Origin of the sequence: Kibdelosporangium banguiense (assembly GCF_017876405.1) — a bacterium.
GTDB classification, from domain to species: Bacteria; Actinomycetota; Actinomycetes; order Mycobacteriales; family Pseudonocardiaceae; genus Kibdelosporangium; species Kibdelosporangium banguiense.
On sequence record NZ_JAGINW010000001.1, the window covers coordinates 9,945,821 to 9,959,627 of the forward strand.

The 13,807-nt window shown below is 66.6% G+C and carries 10 protein-coding genes; 5 read left to right on the forward strand and 5 right to left on the reverse strand.

What is annotated here, in order from left to right:
- Nucleotides 1–22: 22 nt before the first annotated feature.
- Nucleotides 23–295, reverse strand: a complete 273-nt coding sequence (locus JOF56_RS44795) for an acyl carrier protein (protein ID WP_209645622.1) — start codon at nucleotides 293–295, stop codon at nucleotides 23–25.
- Between the two features lie 214 nt (nucleotides 296–509).
- Here JOF56_RS44795 and JOF56_RS44800 point away from each other — a divergent pair, with 214 nt between their 5' ends.
- Both JOF56_RS44800 and JOF56_RS44805 read left to right on the forward strand, forming a co-directional pair.
- On the forward strand, nucleotides 510–1,115 hold the full coding sequence (locus JOF56_RS44800; protein ID WP_209645623.1) for a TetR/AcrR family transcriptional regulator: 606 nt from the start codon (nucleotides 510–512) through the stop codon (nucleotides 1,113–1,115).
- Between the two features lie 75 nt (nucleotides 1,116–1,190).
- Complete coding sequence (locus JOF56_RS44805; protein WP_209645624.1) at nucleotides 1,191–2,606, forward strand: MDR family MFS transporter; 1,416 nt, start codon at nucleotides 1,191–1,193, stop codon at nucleotides 2,604–2,606.
- Between the two features lie 17 nt (nucleotides 2,607–2,623).
- Here JOF56_RS44805 and JOF56_RS44810 read toward each other — a convergent pair whose 3' ends face one another.
- Nucleotides 2,624–3,757, reverse strand: a complete 1,134-nt coding sequence (locus JOF56_RS44810; RefSeq protein ID WP_209645625.1) for an acyltransferase family protein — start codon at nucleotides 3,755–3,757, stop codon at nucleotides 2,624–2,626.
- Between the two features lie 18 nt (nucleotides 3,758–3,775).
- Complete coding sequence (locus JOF56_RS44815) at nucleotides 3,776–4,867, reverse strand: Gfo/Idh/MocA family protein (protein ID WP_209645626.1); 1,092 nt, start codon at nucleotides 4,865–4,867, stop codon at nucleotides 3,776–3,778.
- A 218-nt stretch (nucleotides 4,868–5,085) separates the two neighbouring features.
- Here JOF56_RS44815 and JOF56_RS44820 point away from each other — a divergent pair, with 218 nt between their 5' ends.
- Entirely contained in the window at nucleotides 5,086–5,580 is a 495-nt protein-coding gene (locus tag JOF56_RS44820; RefSeq protein ID WP_209645627.1) for a cupin domain-containing protein, read from the forward strand.
- 8 nt (nucleotides 5,581–5,588) lie between these two features.
- Here the strand turns inward: JOF56_RS44820 and JOF56_RS44825 are convergent, their stop codons facing one another.
- The gene (locus JOF56_RS44825) at nucleotides 5,589–8,357 is read right to left on the reverse strand and encodes a helix-turn-helix transcriptional regulator (protein ID WP_209645628.1); all 2,769 of its coding nucleotides are present in this window, start codon (nucleotides 8,355–8,357) and stop codon (nucleotides 5,589–5,591) included.
- Nucleotides 8,358–9,781: 1,424 nt separating this feature from the next.
- On the opposite strand from JOF56_RS44825, the gene gyrB reads away from it, so the two are divergent.
- Entirely contained in the window at nucleotides 9,782–11,755 is a 1,974-nt protein-coding gene (gene gyrB / locus JOF56_RS44830) for a DNA topoisomerase (ATP-hydrolyzing) subunit B (protein ID WP_307855542.1), read from the forward strand.
- A gap of 239 nt (nucleotides 11,756–11,994) precedes the next feature.
- On the opposite strand, the gene JOF56_RS60425 is transcribed toward gyrB, so the two are convergent.
- The gene (locus JOF56_RS60425) at nucleotides 11,995–12,834 is read right to left on the reverse strand and encodes a glycoside hydrolase family 15 protein (protein WP_307855543.1); all 840 of its coding nucleotides are present in this window, start codon (nucleotides 12,832–12,834) and stop codon (nucleotides 11,995–11,997) included.
- A gap of 93 nt (nucleotides 12,835–12,927) precedes the next feature.
- On the opposite strand from JOF56_RS60425, the gene JOF56_RS44840 reads away from it, so the two are divergent.
- Entirely contained in the window at nucleotides 12,928–13,737 is an 810-nt protein-coding gene (locus tag JOF56_RS44840) for an enolase C-terminal domain-like protein (protein ID WP_209648863.1), read from the forward strand.
- Nucleotides 13,738–13,807 lie beyond the last annotated feature (70 nt).

Below are 13,807 nucleotides of genomic sequence, written 5' to 3' on the forward strand. Positions count from 1 at the left end.
GGTCGTGCGTCGTACGCGGTGGTCACGCCTCGTTCTGCCCCAGCGAGCACACCAGGTCGGCGATCCGGTCGATGTTCGAGAAGTGCTTGCTCACCATCTTCGCCGGCGGTACCCGGACGCCGAATTCGTCCCGAATATGGGCGACCAGCCGCGCGGTTTCGATGGAGTTGAGCACACCCCATTCCAACAGCGGTGTCTCGACGGTCAGGCCGATCGAACTGTCGCCGTCGAGCAAATGGCTTTCGATATAGCGGGTGAGGCTGCCAACCACGACCTCACGACTCTCCACGGACATGGTTTCCCTCCGCCGGAATACCGGATTCGCATCGAACGGCATGCCGGGGAATCGGAATGGCGCACACCCACCCCAGCCGCCTCCCGTCCGAAATTAACCACGGCCGGCAGGCGGCCCAACCCCTACCCGACCCCGCTCATCCCCTGTCCGGCCCGAGTCCCCTTGACTACCTGGGAGTTTGACGGGCCACGGCGATGCATGAAACATTTACTGCATGACCGACAGCCGCTCGTTGCTCCTGGCCGCGGCCGTGGAGGCGTTCGCCAAGTACGGCCTGCGCGGCACGCGGGTGCAGAACATCACGCAGAAGGCCGGCGTGAACGAGCGGATGATCTACCACCACTTCGGCAGCAAGGAAAGGCTGTACGAGGAGGCCATACGCGACCAGCAGCAGCGCCTGTTCACGGCCTGGAAGCCAGCGCTGAAGCACGCGACCACCCTGCCCCCGTACGAGGGCATGCGAGCCGCGCTGATGAGCTTTGTGGACGCGCTCAGCGCGTCGCCACTACTGGTCAAGCTGTGGATGCACGAATCGCTGGGCGGCTGGCAGACGCTGCCACTGCCCGACACCGACACACCGGTGCCCGAAATGCGCGCCATCTACGAACGGGGGCAGCAGGAAGGCGTCTTCCGCCAAGACTGCCCGTTCTTCGTCATGTACACCACCGCGATGAGCGCGCTGATCGCGATGCCGATCCTCAGCGGCCGCGACGCGAAGATCATCGCCAACGCCAGCCCGAAACCCGACCAGACCGAGATCCTGGGAATGGTGATCGACCAGCTCATCGACGGGATGAGCGGACCGTTGCCCCCGCGCTGAGCCGCCCGGCCGACCTGGCCGGGTTTTTCGCGCCAGTCCTGCAGTAAATATTTACATCAGTAAGGAGACCTCGGCATGACCGGCATCGACTCGCCGCCCCGGCGGTTGTCGCCGCAACTGATCCGGCTTTCGTTCCCGATCCTGCTCATCACACTCGCGGTCCAGCTCGACGGAACCATGACGTCGGTGGCGCTCAAGACGCTGGTCGGCCAGTTCCACACCACGCTGCCGACCATCCAGGGCGTCGGCACCGGCTACCTGCTCGCGTTCTGCATGGTCATCCCGGCGGCCGGCTGGGCGATCGACAGGTTCGGTGCCAAGGCCGTCTGGCTCACCTCGATCGCGGTGTTCCTGATCGGTTCGATCGCCTGCGGCGCCGCCTGGTCGGCGGAGAGCCTGATCGTGTTCCGGGTGTTGCAGGGACTCGGTGGCGGCATGCTGATCCCGGTCAGCCAGGCCACGCTGGTGCAGTCGGCCAAACCGGCCGAGCTCGGCCGTCTGATGGCGCTGGTCGCCCTGCCCTCGCTGCTGGGCCCGGTGTTCGGGCCCGTGCTGGGCGGCCTGCTGGTGGACCACGCGTCGTGGCGCTGGATCTTCTACGTCAACGTGCCGATCTGCGCCGCCGCGTTCGCGCTGTCGGTGACCCAGTTCCCTGGCCGCGCCGGGAAACCGGGCGGTGCCCCGCTGGACCTGCTCGGTCTGCTTCTGATCGCGCCAGGGCTCGGTGCGCTCGCCTATGGCCTGTCCCAGGCGGGAAACCACGGGAGTCTGGGCGCGCCGACCGTGCTCTGGCCGGCGCTGGCCGGGATCGTGCTGATAGCCGGGTTCGTCTGGCACGTACTGAAAACCCGCGTCGAGCCGCTGATCGATCTGCGCCTGTTCGGCAGCCGCCCGTTCGCCGCGTCGTCCGGTGTACTGCTCGTCGCCGGCCTCATGCTGTTCGGCAGCAGTCTGCTGCTTCCGTTCTACTACCAGCAGGTTCGCGGATACACCGCCGGGCACGCCGGGCTGCTGATGGGCCCGCAGGGCGTGGGCATGGCGATCGCGATGATCTGGTGCGGTCGGCTCGTGGGCCGGGTGCCGGCCCGCTCACTCGTGCTGAGCGGCGCCATTCTGGTGATCCTCGGGCTGCTTCCGTTGACTGGCCTGGATTCCACGACCAGCCCTGTCCTGGTGAGCTTCGCGCTCGTCGTGTCCGGTCTGGGCATGGGCGCGATGATGGTGCCCACCATGACGACCGCGTACGACGGTCTCGACCGCGCTGCCGTGCCACGTGCCACCTCCGCCGTGCGAACCTTCATGCAGCTCGGCGGACCGTTCGGCATGGCGCTGTTCGCCGTTGCCTTGCAGGGCAACCTGTCCGAGGGCGGCGACCCGGGCGCGGCGTTCGGAACGACCTTCTGGTGGGCGGTCGGCATCGGCGTCTGTGCCATGATTCCTGCCCTTTTCCTGCCGGGGAGCCGCAAACAACAACCAAGCCCGGCCGAATGATCGTCCCGGTGCCCCGGTCAGGCGCCGGCCGTCGTCCCCTCTCGTCGGCGACGTGGCTGGCTCCAGCGCAGCATCGCCGGCTGTTCGACGTAATGGTGCAGCAGGGCGGAAACCCCGACCGTCACGACGAACGCCAGTGCCAGCACGCCAATCGCGACGGGAATCGAGTACGTCGCCTCGTCCAGCAACAACTGGTGGCCGAAGTGCAGCACCAAGAAGTGGACCATGAAGAAGGCATAGGAGATCCGGCCGAGCCAAAGCATCGCCGGCGTACGGAACACGGACGACGCGCCGGTCAGGTCGGCGGCGGCCGCCGCCGGAATCACCAGCGCGATCGGAATGATCGTCGGCGCGACAACGCCGTACGGCACGGTGACGGTGAACGCCTTGCCCAGGTATCCGGCCACCAGCAGTACCACTGCCGGCCCGAGCGGCAGACGGATCCAGCGTCCGGTCAGAACGATCCGGGCCATGACGATGCCGAGCACGAACTCGAGCGTCCGCACCGGCGGAAGGCTGTACACCAGCCACTGCTGTACCCACGTCATCCGCAGCGGGTCCTGCCAGGGCTGCGACGGCAAGGCGAAACTCACGACCAGCCCGACGACCGCGATCGCCGCCACGATCAGCCCGGCCCACAGCCACAGCCGCTCCGGCCGGATCCGCTTGACCCACCGCAGGAGCAACGGAAAGAGCAGGTAGAAGAACGCCTCCACGCTCAGCGACCAGCTCGGCTCGTTGATCGAGAACGGCCGGGGGAACAACGCGTGCAGCAGGAACAGGCTCGGCAGGTTCATCAGCTCGGCGACGACGTTGCCGAGCGCGAGGCCGATCACCGCACTCGACAGCCACGTCACAAGGTGCACCGGATAGATCCGCCAGAACCGGCGGCGCCAGAACCGGCGCTTGGTGTCGTCGTCACGGGCCGACCACGTCAGCACGAAACCGCTGAGCACGAAGAAGAAGCTCACACCGGTGAAACTGCCGGCCAGCGCCGGGTTGACCAGTGCCCGGTTCACCGAGTCGTCGCCGAACAGGTTCTCCGCCATGGCGTGTCCGCAGAACACCATGAACGCCGCGACGAAACGCATTCCCGTCAGCGACGGCAGCGCGACTCTCGGGGCTTCGGCCGTGGACGCCGTGGTGGACATTGTGGACTCCGAATCGTCTCAGATGCGGTCGGGAACAGTCGCCGGTCCGGGCACGACCGTGTGGCCGGTGCGAGCCGACGTGTGCATGGCGTCGAGGACGGCCATTGTCGGTCCCTGCTCGGTGAGCGAGCAGGCCGACGCGAGCGCGGCACCATCGCCATCGAGGATGGCCTCGACCAGTGCCTGTGCGAAACCGACGAACGAGGTCCGGAAGATCGACTGCTTGTTGCCCCGTTCCGTTTGCGTGACACCGGGTGGTTCGCACGGCGTCATCGGGTCGCCGCGACACGCGACGGACAGCTTTCGGTCGAGGTCGAACCGCGCCTCGCCGCGGTCGGCGAGCACTTCCACCTCGAACGCGGTCCGGCCGGCCGCGGCCGAGCTGGCGGAAAGCAGTGCACTCGTGCCGTTCGCCCGCACCAGTGCGGCGAAAGCGACGTCGGCGGCGGTGCGAAGCCGGCCATCGCGGTCGAAGCGAGCCGGGACAACCGCGGTGGTCGTGGTGGACACCGCGTCGAACCGCTGGTGACCAAGCAGGTAGCCGAGCAGATCGACCAGGTGCGAGCCCATCGCCAGGCGCACCCCGCCGCCGCGCGGGTCGGTGTTCCACGAGAAGGGCGCAGCCGACGAGAACAGACCGGAGTCCTGTTGGTGGATCCGTATCGAGTAGGGATTCCCGAGGGCGCCGGACACGATTACGTCACGCAGCGCCCGGAGATACGGATTGAACCGCAGCTGGTGGTTGACCAGGACCCACTGCCCCTCCGCCTGGCCCGGTTCGATGAATTCCACGAACGTGTCCATGTCCACCGCGACCGGTTTCTCGATCAGCACGTGCTTTCCGGACGCGAGTGCCGAACGGAAGTGCTCGAGGTGCAGATTGTTCGGTGACGCCACACAGACCAGGTCCAGTTCCGGCATCGCGCACAGCTGCACGAAATCGTTGCAGGGGAAGGGAATACCATGCTCGGCGGCGACCTCGCGAGCACGCCGCGGACTACTCGCGGCGATGGCGGTGACCGCCGCCCGCCCGGTCGCGGCAAAAGCCGGGAGATACGTGCGCACGCCCACGCCGGCCCCGATGACACCGACCCGCAGTACTCGAGACATCGCGAATTCCTTCGGAAACAGAAAACCTGCCCGGCATGTCGGCGGTGAACTGCCGCCGGCGCGCAGCGTAAGCAGCCGTGACGAGTTTCGCCAAGCGGCAACGGAACTGATCCGGCCACTAGGGGCCCCCAGGGGCTCGGTAAGGGTAGTGACCCGTCGGAGCTGTAGTTACGTTGACGCACAACGGATCTGGCGGCATTCGGCGATGGGAGCCAACGATGCGCAGGGTGGTCACCGGGCTGGACGCGAGCGGCAAAGGCACGGTGCTTTCCGACGGCCCGCCCCAGGCGGTGTTCGGGATCTCCGGCCCCGATGCCGACCATCTGACCATCGTCGGCCTGCCGGACGTGCCCGAGCGGATACCGGACGGCCAGACCGCGGGCGCCGAACTGTGGGCCAGCGACGCGTCGCCGGCGCGGTCCGACCAGCCGGATCTCACCACCGGCCTGGACTTTTTCCACACCGAGCCGCTCGGCACCGGGATCACCTGGCTCTACAGCACCTGGGGTGCGCACACCGAGTCCGGCTTCCACCAGACGAAGACCCTCGACCTGGTCTTCGTCGTCGCCGGCAGCATCGAGCTGCTGCTGGAGGACGAGTCGGTGATCCTGCTCGAACAAGGCGACACGGTGGTCATTCCGGGCCTGGTGCACGCTTGGCGCACCGGCGAGCATCGGCCGACGCTGCTGCAGGTGATCCAGAAGCTCGCCTGATGCGGCGCTCATCCGGCTTCGATCGGGTCGAGCTCGACCGTCGACGGCAGCTCGGCGCGCCGGTTGATGTTCAGCTTGCGGTAGATCTTCGTCAGATGTTGTTCGACCGTGCTCACGGTGATGTGCAGCCGGTTGCTGATCTCCCGGTTGGTGTGCCCGCGGGCAGCCAGTGCGCACACCCGGCGCTCCGCGAGGCTCAGACTGCCCAGCCCGGTGGCGGATTCGCCGCTCCCGGCAGGAGCCGGCTCCGGCGCGGCGGGCTCCGGAATCCGCTGGGCGAGGTCCTTGCGGCCGCCGCCGACCCGGGACACCCGACGGGCCAGCATCCGAGCCTTGTCGACCATCCCGATGGCCTGATAGGCGTCCCGCAGATCAGCCAGGGTCTTGCCGAGCTCGAACAAGTCGGTCCCCGATTCGAGCAGTCGCGTGGACTCACGTAACAGGCGCAGCCGATCCCGGATGCCGCTGGTCGCCGCGAGCAGCCGGAGCGCGACACCGGTGTTCCGCGGATCCGCGCGACCGGCCCGGTCGAGGTGCTCATGCGCCAGTCCGGCCGCGAGCTCGGGCCGGCCGAGCGCCAGCTGTACCTCGGCGGCACCGAGCCGCCACGGCGCGATCGCCGGTAAGTCCATGCCCCAGCCGGTCATCAGGTCGCCGCAGGCGAGGAAGTCCCCGAGCGCGGCCTCCAGCCGGCCCGAGTTGAGATGGTGCTGGCCGCGGGCGTGCAGGTACCGCAGGCCGAACCGGGTCTCGAAGGTGGCGGCCGGCACGTCCCGGCGGATCTCCTCGGACGCGCGGCCCTCCTGCCCGGTCATGGTCAGCGCGGCGAGCAGGCTGGCGAGCGGGATCGCGATAGCCGGTCCCCAGTCGTCCCGATCGAGGTCGTCGAGCGCGGCCAGCGCACGGGTTTCGGCCGAACCGAAGTCGCCGGTGGACACGGCGATCTCGGCACTGACCGCGGTGAGCACCGCCCACCAGGTGCGCAGGCCGAGGTTGGTGGCACGCCCGATGAACCGGTCGCACCATTCGGCGGCCGCGGTGAGCCGGCCCGAGTACGCGAGCGCCAGCAACGCCGACACCACGGGTTCGAGCATCCCGTCGGTCAGGTCGGCGGCCTGCAGGAGAGCCTCGGCCGAGTACGAGGCGTTCGGCTTGTCGTCGCCCCGCAGGAGTGCGGCGAAGCCCAGCATCGCGTCCTCGGCCTTCGACAGGATCGAGTACTTCGGCTGGTGGGCCGGTTGCGGTGATCTCGGCGCCGGGATGCGGTCGCTCAGCGATGGAATCGTCACGGACATCCACTCACGCGTGACCCGCAACTCGGCCGCTGTCGCCGGCTCCTCGGCCGTGTCACCCACGCGGCGCAGGGCTTCGATGGCGTCGGTGAAGTCGCCTCGCCACAGCAGCAGCCTCGCCACGGCGATCCCGTCCTTCGGGTGGAGGTGTCCTTGGCGCAGCGCGGGCAGGAGGGTGGTCAGATGGCGGGTCGCGGTCAGCGGGCTGGCTGCCCATTCCGCCTTCGCCAGCGCCGCGGTGAACGACGCGCGGCGCCGCGGGTCGGTGGTCTGGTCGACGGCCAGGCGTAAACACGCCACCGCCAGTTTCCGGTCGCTGTCCTCGATGGCTCGCTGGGCGGTCTCGCCCAGCAGGGTGAGGCACCACGGTTCAGGCGCCCAGCCCACCGCGATGAGCCGCCGCGCGACTGAGGCCGGATCGGCACCATCGGCGTGCAGCAGCGCCGCGGCGCGCAGATGCCAGTCGGCCCGTATGTCGTCGTCCATCGCGTCGATAACGGCTTTGCCCGCGGCTGGATGCCGGAACTCAAGCCCATTCGTCAGCCCTGTCCGGCTCAGCGCGGTCAGCACGCTCTCCGTGGTCATCGAGTCCGCGCCGGTCAGCCGCCCGACCGCCGGTTCCGTCGCGGTCTCGCCGAGCACGGCGATCGCACGAGCCACGTCCAGAACCTTGGGTCCCCACCGGTGCAGGCAAGCCACTACGGCTTGGGCGAACGCCCCGCCCACCAGTGGCGGTTCGGTGTCATCCCCGGCTGTTTGCTTTGTCAGCCCCAGATGCTCCTGCAGCAGTGCGTGCACCAGCAGCGGGTTTCCACCGGTGGCCACGTGGCACGCTTCGGCACGCCATCCGGTGCCCGGTAAGGACTTCTCGGAGTACAATGTGGCAACTCCCATGGGCGACAGCGGAGCCAGGCGGAGCCTCCTGCTGTTCGGTTGCCGCATCAGATCCGCGGCCGGGTCCGGGTGCCGGGCCGGCACGCACGGGGTCTCGGTGAACACCATCAGCACTCGTGCGCCGATCAGCCTGCGTGCCATGTACAGCAAGTACTCCAACGAAGCGGCATCGGAATCCTGCATGTCGTCGACGATCAGCACGACCGGACTGCCGGCCAGCTCGCGCAATGCCGCGACCAGCTTGTCTCCAAATTGGACAACGCTGGCGTCGTGCGGGCCGGCCCCTGGATCCTCGGTGTGAGGCTCCAGATCGAGTGCCGCGGGTAATGCCGTGCCTGGCGCGGATCCGGCCAGACCGACGACCAGCTGACGGATCACACCGAAGTTGACGGCGCGCTCCGACGGCGCTCCGACGGCCCGGGCGACCTTCGCGCCGGCTCTGGTGGCCAGGCCGGCAAAGACGTCGGTGAGGGTTGTCTTGCCAGCCCCAGGCACACCACTGACGAGGACGATCCCGCCACGGCGCTGCTCAGCCTCGGCCAGCATTGACAAAAGGCTCTCCAACTCTTCGTCACGCTCAACCAATGACACGCGAAATACCCCCCTTTGAGCACGACAATCTCCCACGGTCGCGAAGCCCGAGCACGGCTAATCGCCAGCCGCCCCAGCCCTGCAATGACCGACGCCGCTGACGCGCTCGAGGATGACACTCGCCTACATACGGATCGATAATCGGAAAAATGGAACAGAGAACGACAGTGGTGCACAATATGCGCCATACGCCTCGATGGTCGATACCGATAGCTCAACCGGACCAATAAACAAACAGGGTCATTCGGACAAAACGGCAAAGGAGGTGCCGCCCGTCGACAGCACACACCGAGCCACTTCCCGTCGCACTACACGGCGAAGCATTCGTGACGTGCCAAAGCAGCCGAGCACGACCGCGAGGACGCAGATACACGCCTTTAACCACGCCAGACCAGAGCAACGCGAAACACATCATCGCGGTTCTGAAACAAATCTCACCGACACCCCCGTAGAACTGCCGACCCGAATCTTCCCCAACATGCGGATCTCAGATTGGTGCACCGGGACCATAACCCTAAGCGACGGTATCCCACTCGCCACGCCCGCACAACCTCTGATAAGCAGCTCACAGCCATCGGCCGCCCATAGTGACGTGAAGTCCGGACATACGCCCGTGATCAGTCCCTGATTCCGGTTCCCCGCAAAGTTCCCAAACCGGGGCAGACGGGAGAACTCGCCGCGAAGCTGGTGCTCGAACCGGTTTCGGAGGGCCGGTTCACCGAGGCGAGCTCCAGGTTCGGTCCAAGCGGTCCGCGGTCGACGCCTGCCAAGCAGTGTGCGTTGCGGCGAACCAGTGAGTGTGTAATGGGAACTTGGCAAGAATCGCCGATTCCCCCGTTGCTGACCAACATCGCGCTGCACGCGCTTGGTACGGCGTTGCAAGCACGACGACTGCCGACGAGGGACGTCGGCACCCTACCGCGACCACTTACTGGTCTTGTCACCCACCGGGTAACGCACCGGATCCGGCGGCAGAGGTGGGTAGGGCTTCGAGTTTCTCCGCTTCCGCCGTCGAAAGGTGGAACCGTGGAGATGGCGGAGCAGCGCTGCCCGCAACGTTGACAGTCGGCGCGGACGTTGCGGTAAAACTGACAAGATTTGGGATACGTCCACAAGCGGCTGGCAGCCTTCGCCCACCCACCGCGGACATAAACTCTACGGGGCTGAACAGGAACGTTCTGGACCGTACGCATGGCGACCGTGCATACCAATGGGTGAACGATGTCGGAAAACTGTGTGCGCGGGAAGACTGCATGCACGGTTTGATGTAGTAGCACTGGAAGCGGAGCGGTATGCCACCGCACCACTCCCCGACTCTGCTTGCGGCAATCCAGCACGGACAAGCACTGCTCGCGAGGACCGACCATGTAGAGTCGACACGGAGTGGATTCCCGTTGTGCGAGACCAAAAAGGAAGTAAGGCCTGTGCCAGGCAAACAGGATCATTACAATGCTTCGTCGATCCGAGTACTCGAAGGGCTGGAAGCCGTTCGGAAGCGTCCCGGCATGTACATCGGCTCCACGGGTGAGCGGGGTCTGCACCACCTTATGTGGGAGGTTGTGGACAACGCCGTTGACGAGGCGATGGCCGGGTACGCGACCAAGGTCGAGGTGACCCTGCTCGCGGACGGTGGTGTGCGCGTCGTCGACGACGGCCGCGGCATCCCCGTCGCCGAGCAGCCGGAAGAAAAGAAATCCGCCCTTGAGGTCGTTATGACCATGCTGCATGCGGGCGGCAAGTTCGACAGCGACAGCTACGCGGTGTCCGGCGGTCTGCACGGCGTCGGTATCTCCGTGGTGAACGCGCTGTCCACGCGCCTGGAAGCAATCGTGCACCGCGATGGATACGTATGGACCCAGAGCTACCGGGACACCGAGCCGGTAGCGCCGGTCAAGCGGGGCGAGCCGAGCGACCACACCGGTACCTCGATCACCTTCTGGCCGGACGCCACGATCTTCGAGACAGTCGTCTTCAACGCCGAGACCGTCGCCCGCCGCCTGCAGGAAATGGCGTTCCTGAACAAGGGCCTGACGATCATCCTGCGCGACGAGCGCGTCTCCGAGGAGGAGGCGCAGGAGGACGCCGAGGGCCAGGCCGCGCGGATCAAGGAGCGGACCTACCACTACCCGGGCGGTCTCGAGGACTTCGTCAAGCACATCAACCACGCGCGCGAGTCGATCCACAAGTCGGTCATCGCGTTCGAGGCGAAGGGCACCGGCATCGAAGCCGAGATCGCGATGCAGTGGAACACCGGCTACTCCGAGTCGGTCTACACCTTCGCCAACACGATCAATACGCCCGAGGGCGGTACGCACGAAGAAGGTTTCCGTGCGGCGCTGACCCGCGTGGTCAACGTGTACGCGCGCGACAAGAAGCTGCTCAAGGAGAAGGACCAGAACCTCACGGGTGAGGACGTCCGCGAGGGTCTCGCCGCGATCGTGTCGATCCGGCTGTCCGAGCCGCAGTTCGAAGGCCAGACCAAGCAGAAACTGGGCAACACCGAGGCGAAGACGTTCGTGCAGCAGACCTGCAACGAACAACTGATGCACTGGTTCGAGAGCAACCCGGCCGACGCCAAGACGATCGTGAACAAAGCGGTCGGCTCGGCGCAGGCTCGGATGGCGGCCCGCAAGGCCAAGGAACTCGTTCGCCGCAAGGGTGCGCTGGACATCGGTGGCCTGCCCGGCAAGCTGAAGGACTGCCGCTCCACCAACCCGGAGGAGTGCGAGCTCTACATCGTGGAGGGTGACTCCGCGGGTGGCTCGGCCAAGGAAGGCCGCGACTCGAAGTTCCAGGCGATCCTGCCGATCCGAGGCAAGATCATCAACGTGGAGAAGGCCCGGATCGACCGGGTGCTCAAGAACACCGAGGTCCAGAGCCTGATCACGGCACTGGGTACCGGGATCTACGACGAGTTCGACCTGGCCAAGCTGCGGTACCACAAGATCGTGCTGATGGCCGACGCCGACGTGGACGGCCAGCACATCCGGACGCTGTTGCTGACGCTGCTGTTCCGGTTCATGCGCCCGCTGGTCGAGGCCGGTCACGTGTACCTCGCGCAGCCGCCGCTCTACAAGATCAAGTGGCAGCGTGGTGTCGAGCCCGAGTTCGCCTACTCCGACCGTGAGCGCGACGGGCTGATCGAGCAGGGCCTGGCCAACGGCAAGAAGCTCGGCAAGGACGACAACATCCAGCGGTACAAGGGTCTCGGCGAGATGAACGCCGACGAGCTGTGGGAGACCACAATGGACCCGGCCAACCGGGTGCTCGGCCACGTCACCCTGGACGACGCGGCCACCGCCGACGAGCTGTTCAGCGTCCTGATGGGCGAGGACGTCGAAGCGCGCCGCTCGTTCATCACCCGCAACGCCAAGGACGTTCGTTTCCTGGACGTCTAGCTGCGCAGCGAAGAGCGAGCGCCCTGAGTTCACCGGGACCAGATCATCGGGTGCGCGATCCAGTGTCCCACTCGTTCCGAACTTCGCTCGGACACGGAACTACCACACGAGGTCCAGTTCACCGGCGGACGAACTGGGCGGCAGGACTGGCGATTGGCACTGAGCCACTCGTCCGGAGTAACTGACTGTCACAGCTTGGCCGGGCCGTTTCAGCGGCGACGCTGGACGTGCCACATGGGTCAACTGGCGTGAAAGGCGGGTCGTGGGTCGCGTCGGGTCAGTCGGCGGTAGTGCATTGTGGACATCGGCCACGGGTCGTGACGCGGCCGGCCGGGTTCTGGTACCAGCGTTGGCAACCGGCCTGCCACACCGTCCCGGCCAGAGCCCCGGTCAGCCACTGCCGGTAGGCCGCCATGGCCTCTGCGCGGACCTCGATGGCGCGGGCGCCGCGCAGGAGCCGCAGGCAGTTCATGACGTAGTGGACCTGGCACTCGATGATGAAGACGTTCGAGTTGTGGCCGAGGATCGTGTTCGGCGACCCGGCGCCCGGTCAGGTCCTGTGCGTGGTCCCACTGTGCGGTGTGGAAGGCAGGCCCGGTGAAGTCCTCCCGGCCGGCGATGTCGGGGAGCTTGGGCCGGTGCAACTGGCCGACCCCGAAGACGACCACGTCCGCGGTGTACCGGTCGCCCCGGCGGGTGGTCAGGGTCCAGCGGGCCGCCGTTTCGTCGTACTCGGCCGAGGAGATCTCCGTGTCTGTGCGCAGGTGCTGGCGCAGGCCCTGGACGTCGGTGACGGCGGGGATCAGCAGTAGCGACGCGTCCAGTGTGGATGATCCGTAGTACTGGGTGAAGGTCTGCCGTTCGCTGTCGTAACCCCGCTCGCAGACCTCGTCGAAGATCACCTGCCGCAGTTTCCAGTCATCGAGCGGTCCGTCGAGTCCGAATTGTTCGATCCCCTTGACCGCGCGATCCGCCGCGACCCAGGCCATGACCTTGGAGTGGGTGAAATGCCGGCGCGGGCCGCGCAGCTCCCACAAGCCATTGTCCGGCTCACGCCACCGTGACTCGAGGAAGTCCATCCATAAACGTCGAGCTGGAACTGTCCGTATGCGGCATTGCCGATCCGGACCGGCCGCGAGCCGGCGTAGCCGGGCAGCTCCAGCTCCTGCGCACTGTCCGCAGTGGACATAGCGTTGTGGGACGCGGCAGCCCGGTTCCTCGAACTCCCGGTCGGCAGGCTGCTCGGTCGAGTGCACAAGAGCGTCCCGCTGTACGGCAGCGGCGGCTTCACCAATCAGACCATCCGGGAGCTGGAAACCCAGCTCGACACATGGGTGCGCGAGCAGGGCATCCCACGCGTCAAGATGAAGATCGCCGAACGCGACGGCAGTGCCATCGACCGGGACCTGACCCGAATCCGCGCGGCGCGTTCCCTGATTGGCGACGACGTCGAACTGTATGTCGACGCGAACGACGGCTACTCGCCGGGCCAGGCCCGCCGGGTCGTCCGCCATCTGGAGCAGTACGACGTGCGATGGTTCGAGGAACCCGTGACCAGCGACAACCTCGTCGGTCTCGCCCGGCTGCGTCAAGCGACCACAGTGGACATAGCGGCCGGCGAGTACGGCTACGACCTCGTCTACTTCGCCCGGATGGTCGGTGCTGGAGCCGTCGACTGCCTGCAGGTCGATGTCACCCGCTGCGGTGGCTACACGGAGTGGGCGCGCGCGGCTGCCGTGGCCGCGGCCGCCGGGCTGGAGGTCTCCGCCCATTGCGCACCGAACCTGTCCACCCATGTCGCGGTGGCGACACCCAACTTCCGGCACATCGAGTGGTTCGCCGACCACGACCGGATCGAGAAGATCTTCTTCGACGGCGTCCTGGATCCCACCGGTGGCACGGTGAGCCCCGATCTCAGCGCCGCCGAACACGGCATGCTCCTCAAACGACAGGACGTTGCCCAATACCTCGTCTCGCCATGACCACCCATATGGAGGTTGGCGAAAGCCTTGGTACACAAGGCAATCTTCGAATACGGCGAAGGGTGGTGCA

What these genes read in the sequence shown, in the direction of transcription:
- JOF56_RS44820 (WP_209645627.1), top strand. Translation starts at nt 5,086, where the DNA reads ATGCGCAGGGTGGTCACCGGGCTGGACGCGAGCGGCAAAGGCACGGTG.
- JOF56_RS44805 (WP_209645624.1), top strand. Translation starts at nt 1,191, where the DNA reads ATGACCGGCATCGACTCGCCGCCCCGGCGGTTGTCGCCGCAACTGATC.
- JOF56_RS60425 (WP_307855543.1), bottom strand. Translation starts at nt 12,834, where the DNA reads ATGGACTTCCTCGAGTCACGGTGGCGTGAGCCGGACAATGGCTTGTGG.
- JOF56_RS44810 (WP_209645625.1), bottom strand. Translation starts at nt 3,757, where the DNA reads ATGTCCACCACGGCGTCCACGGCCGAAGCCCCGAGAGTCGCGCTGCCG.
- JOF56_RS44795 (WP_209645622.1), bottom strand. Translation starts at nt 295, where the DNA reads ATGTCCGTGGAGAGTCGTGAGGTCGTGGTTGGCAGCCTCACCCGCTAT.
- JOF56_RS44815 (WP_209645626.1), bottom strand. Translation starts at nt 4,867, where the DNA reads ATGTCTCGAGTACTGCGGGTCGGTGTCATCGGGGCCGGCGTGGGCGTG.
- JOF56_RS44800 (WP_209645623.1), top strand. Translation starts at nt 510, where the DNA reads ATGACCGACAGCCGCTCGTTGCTCCTGGCCGCGGCCGTGGAGGCGTTC.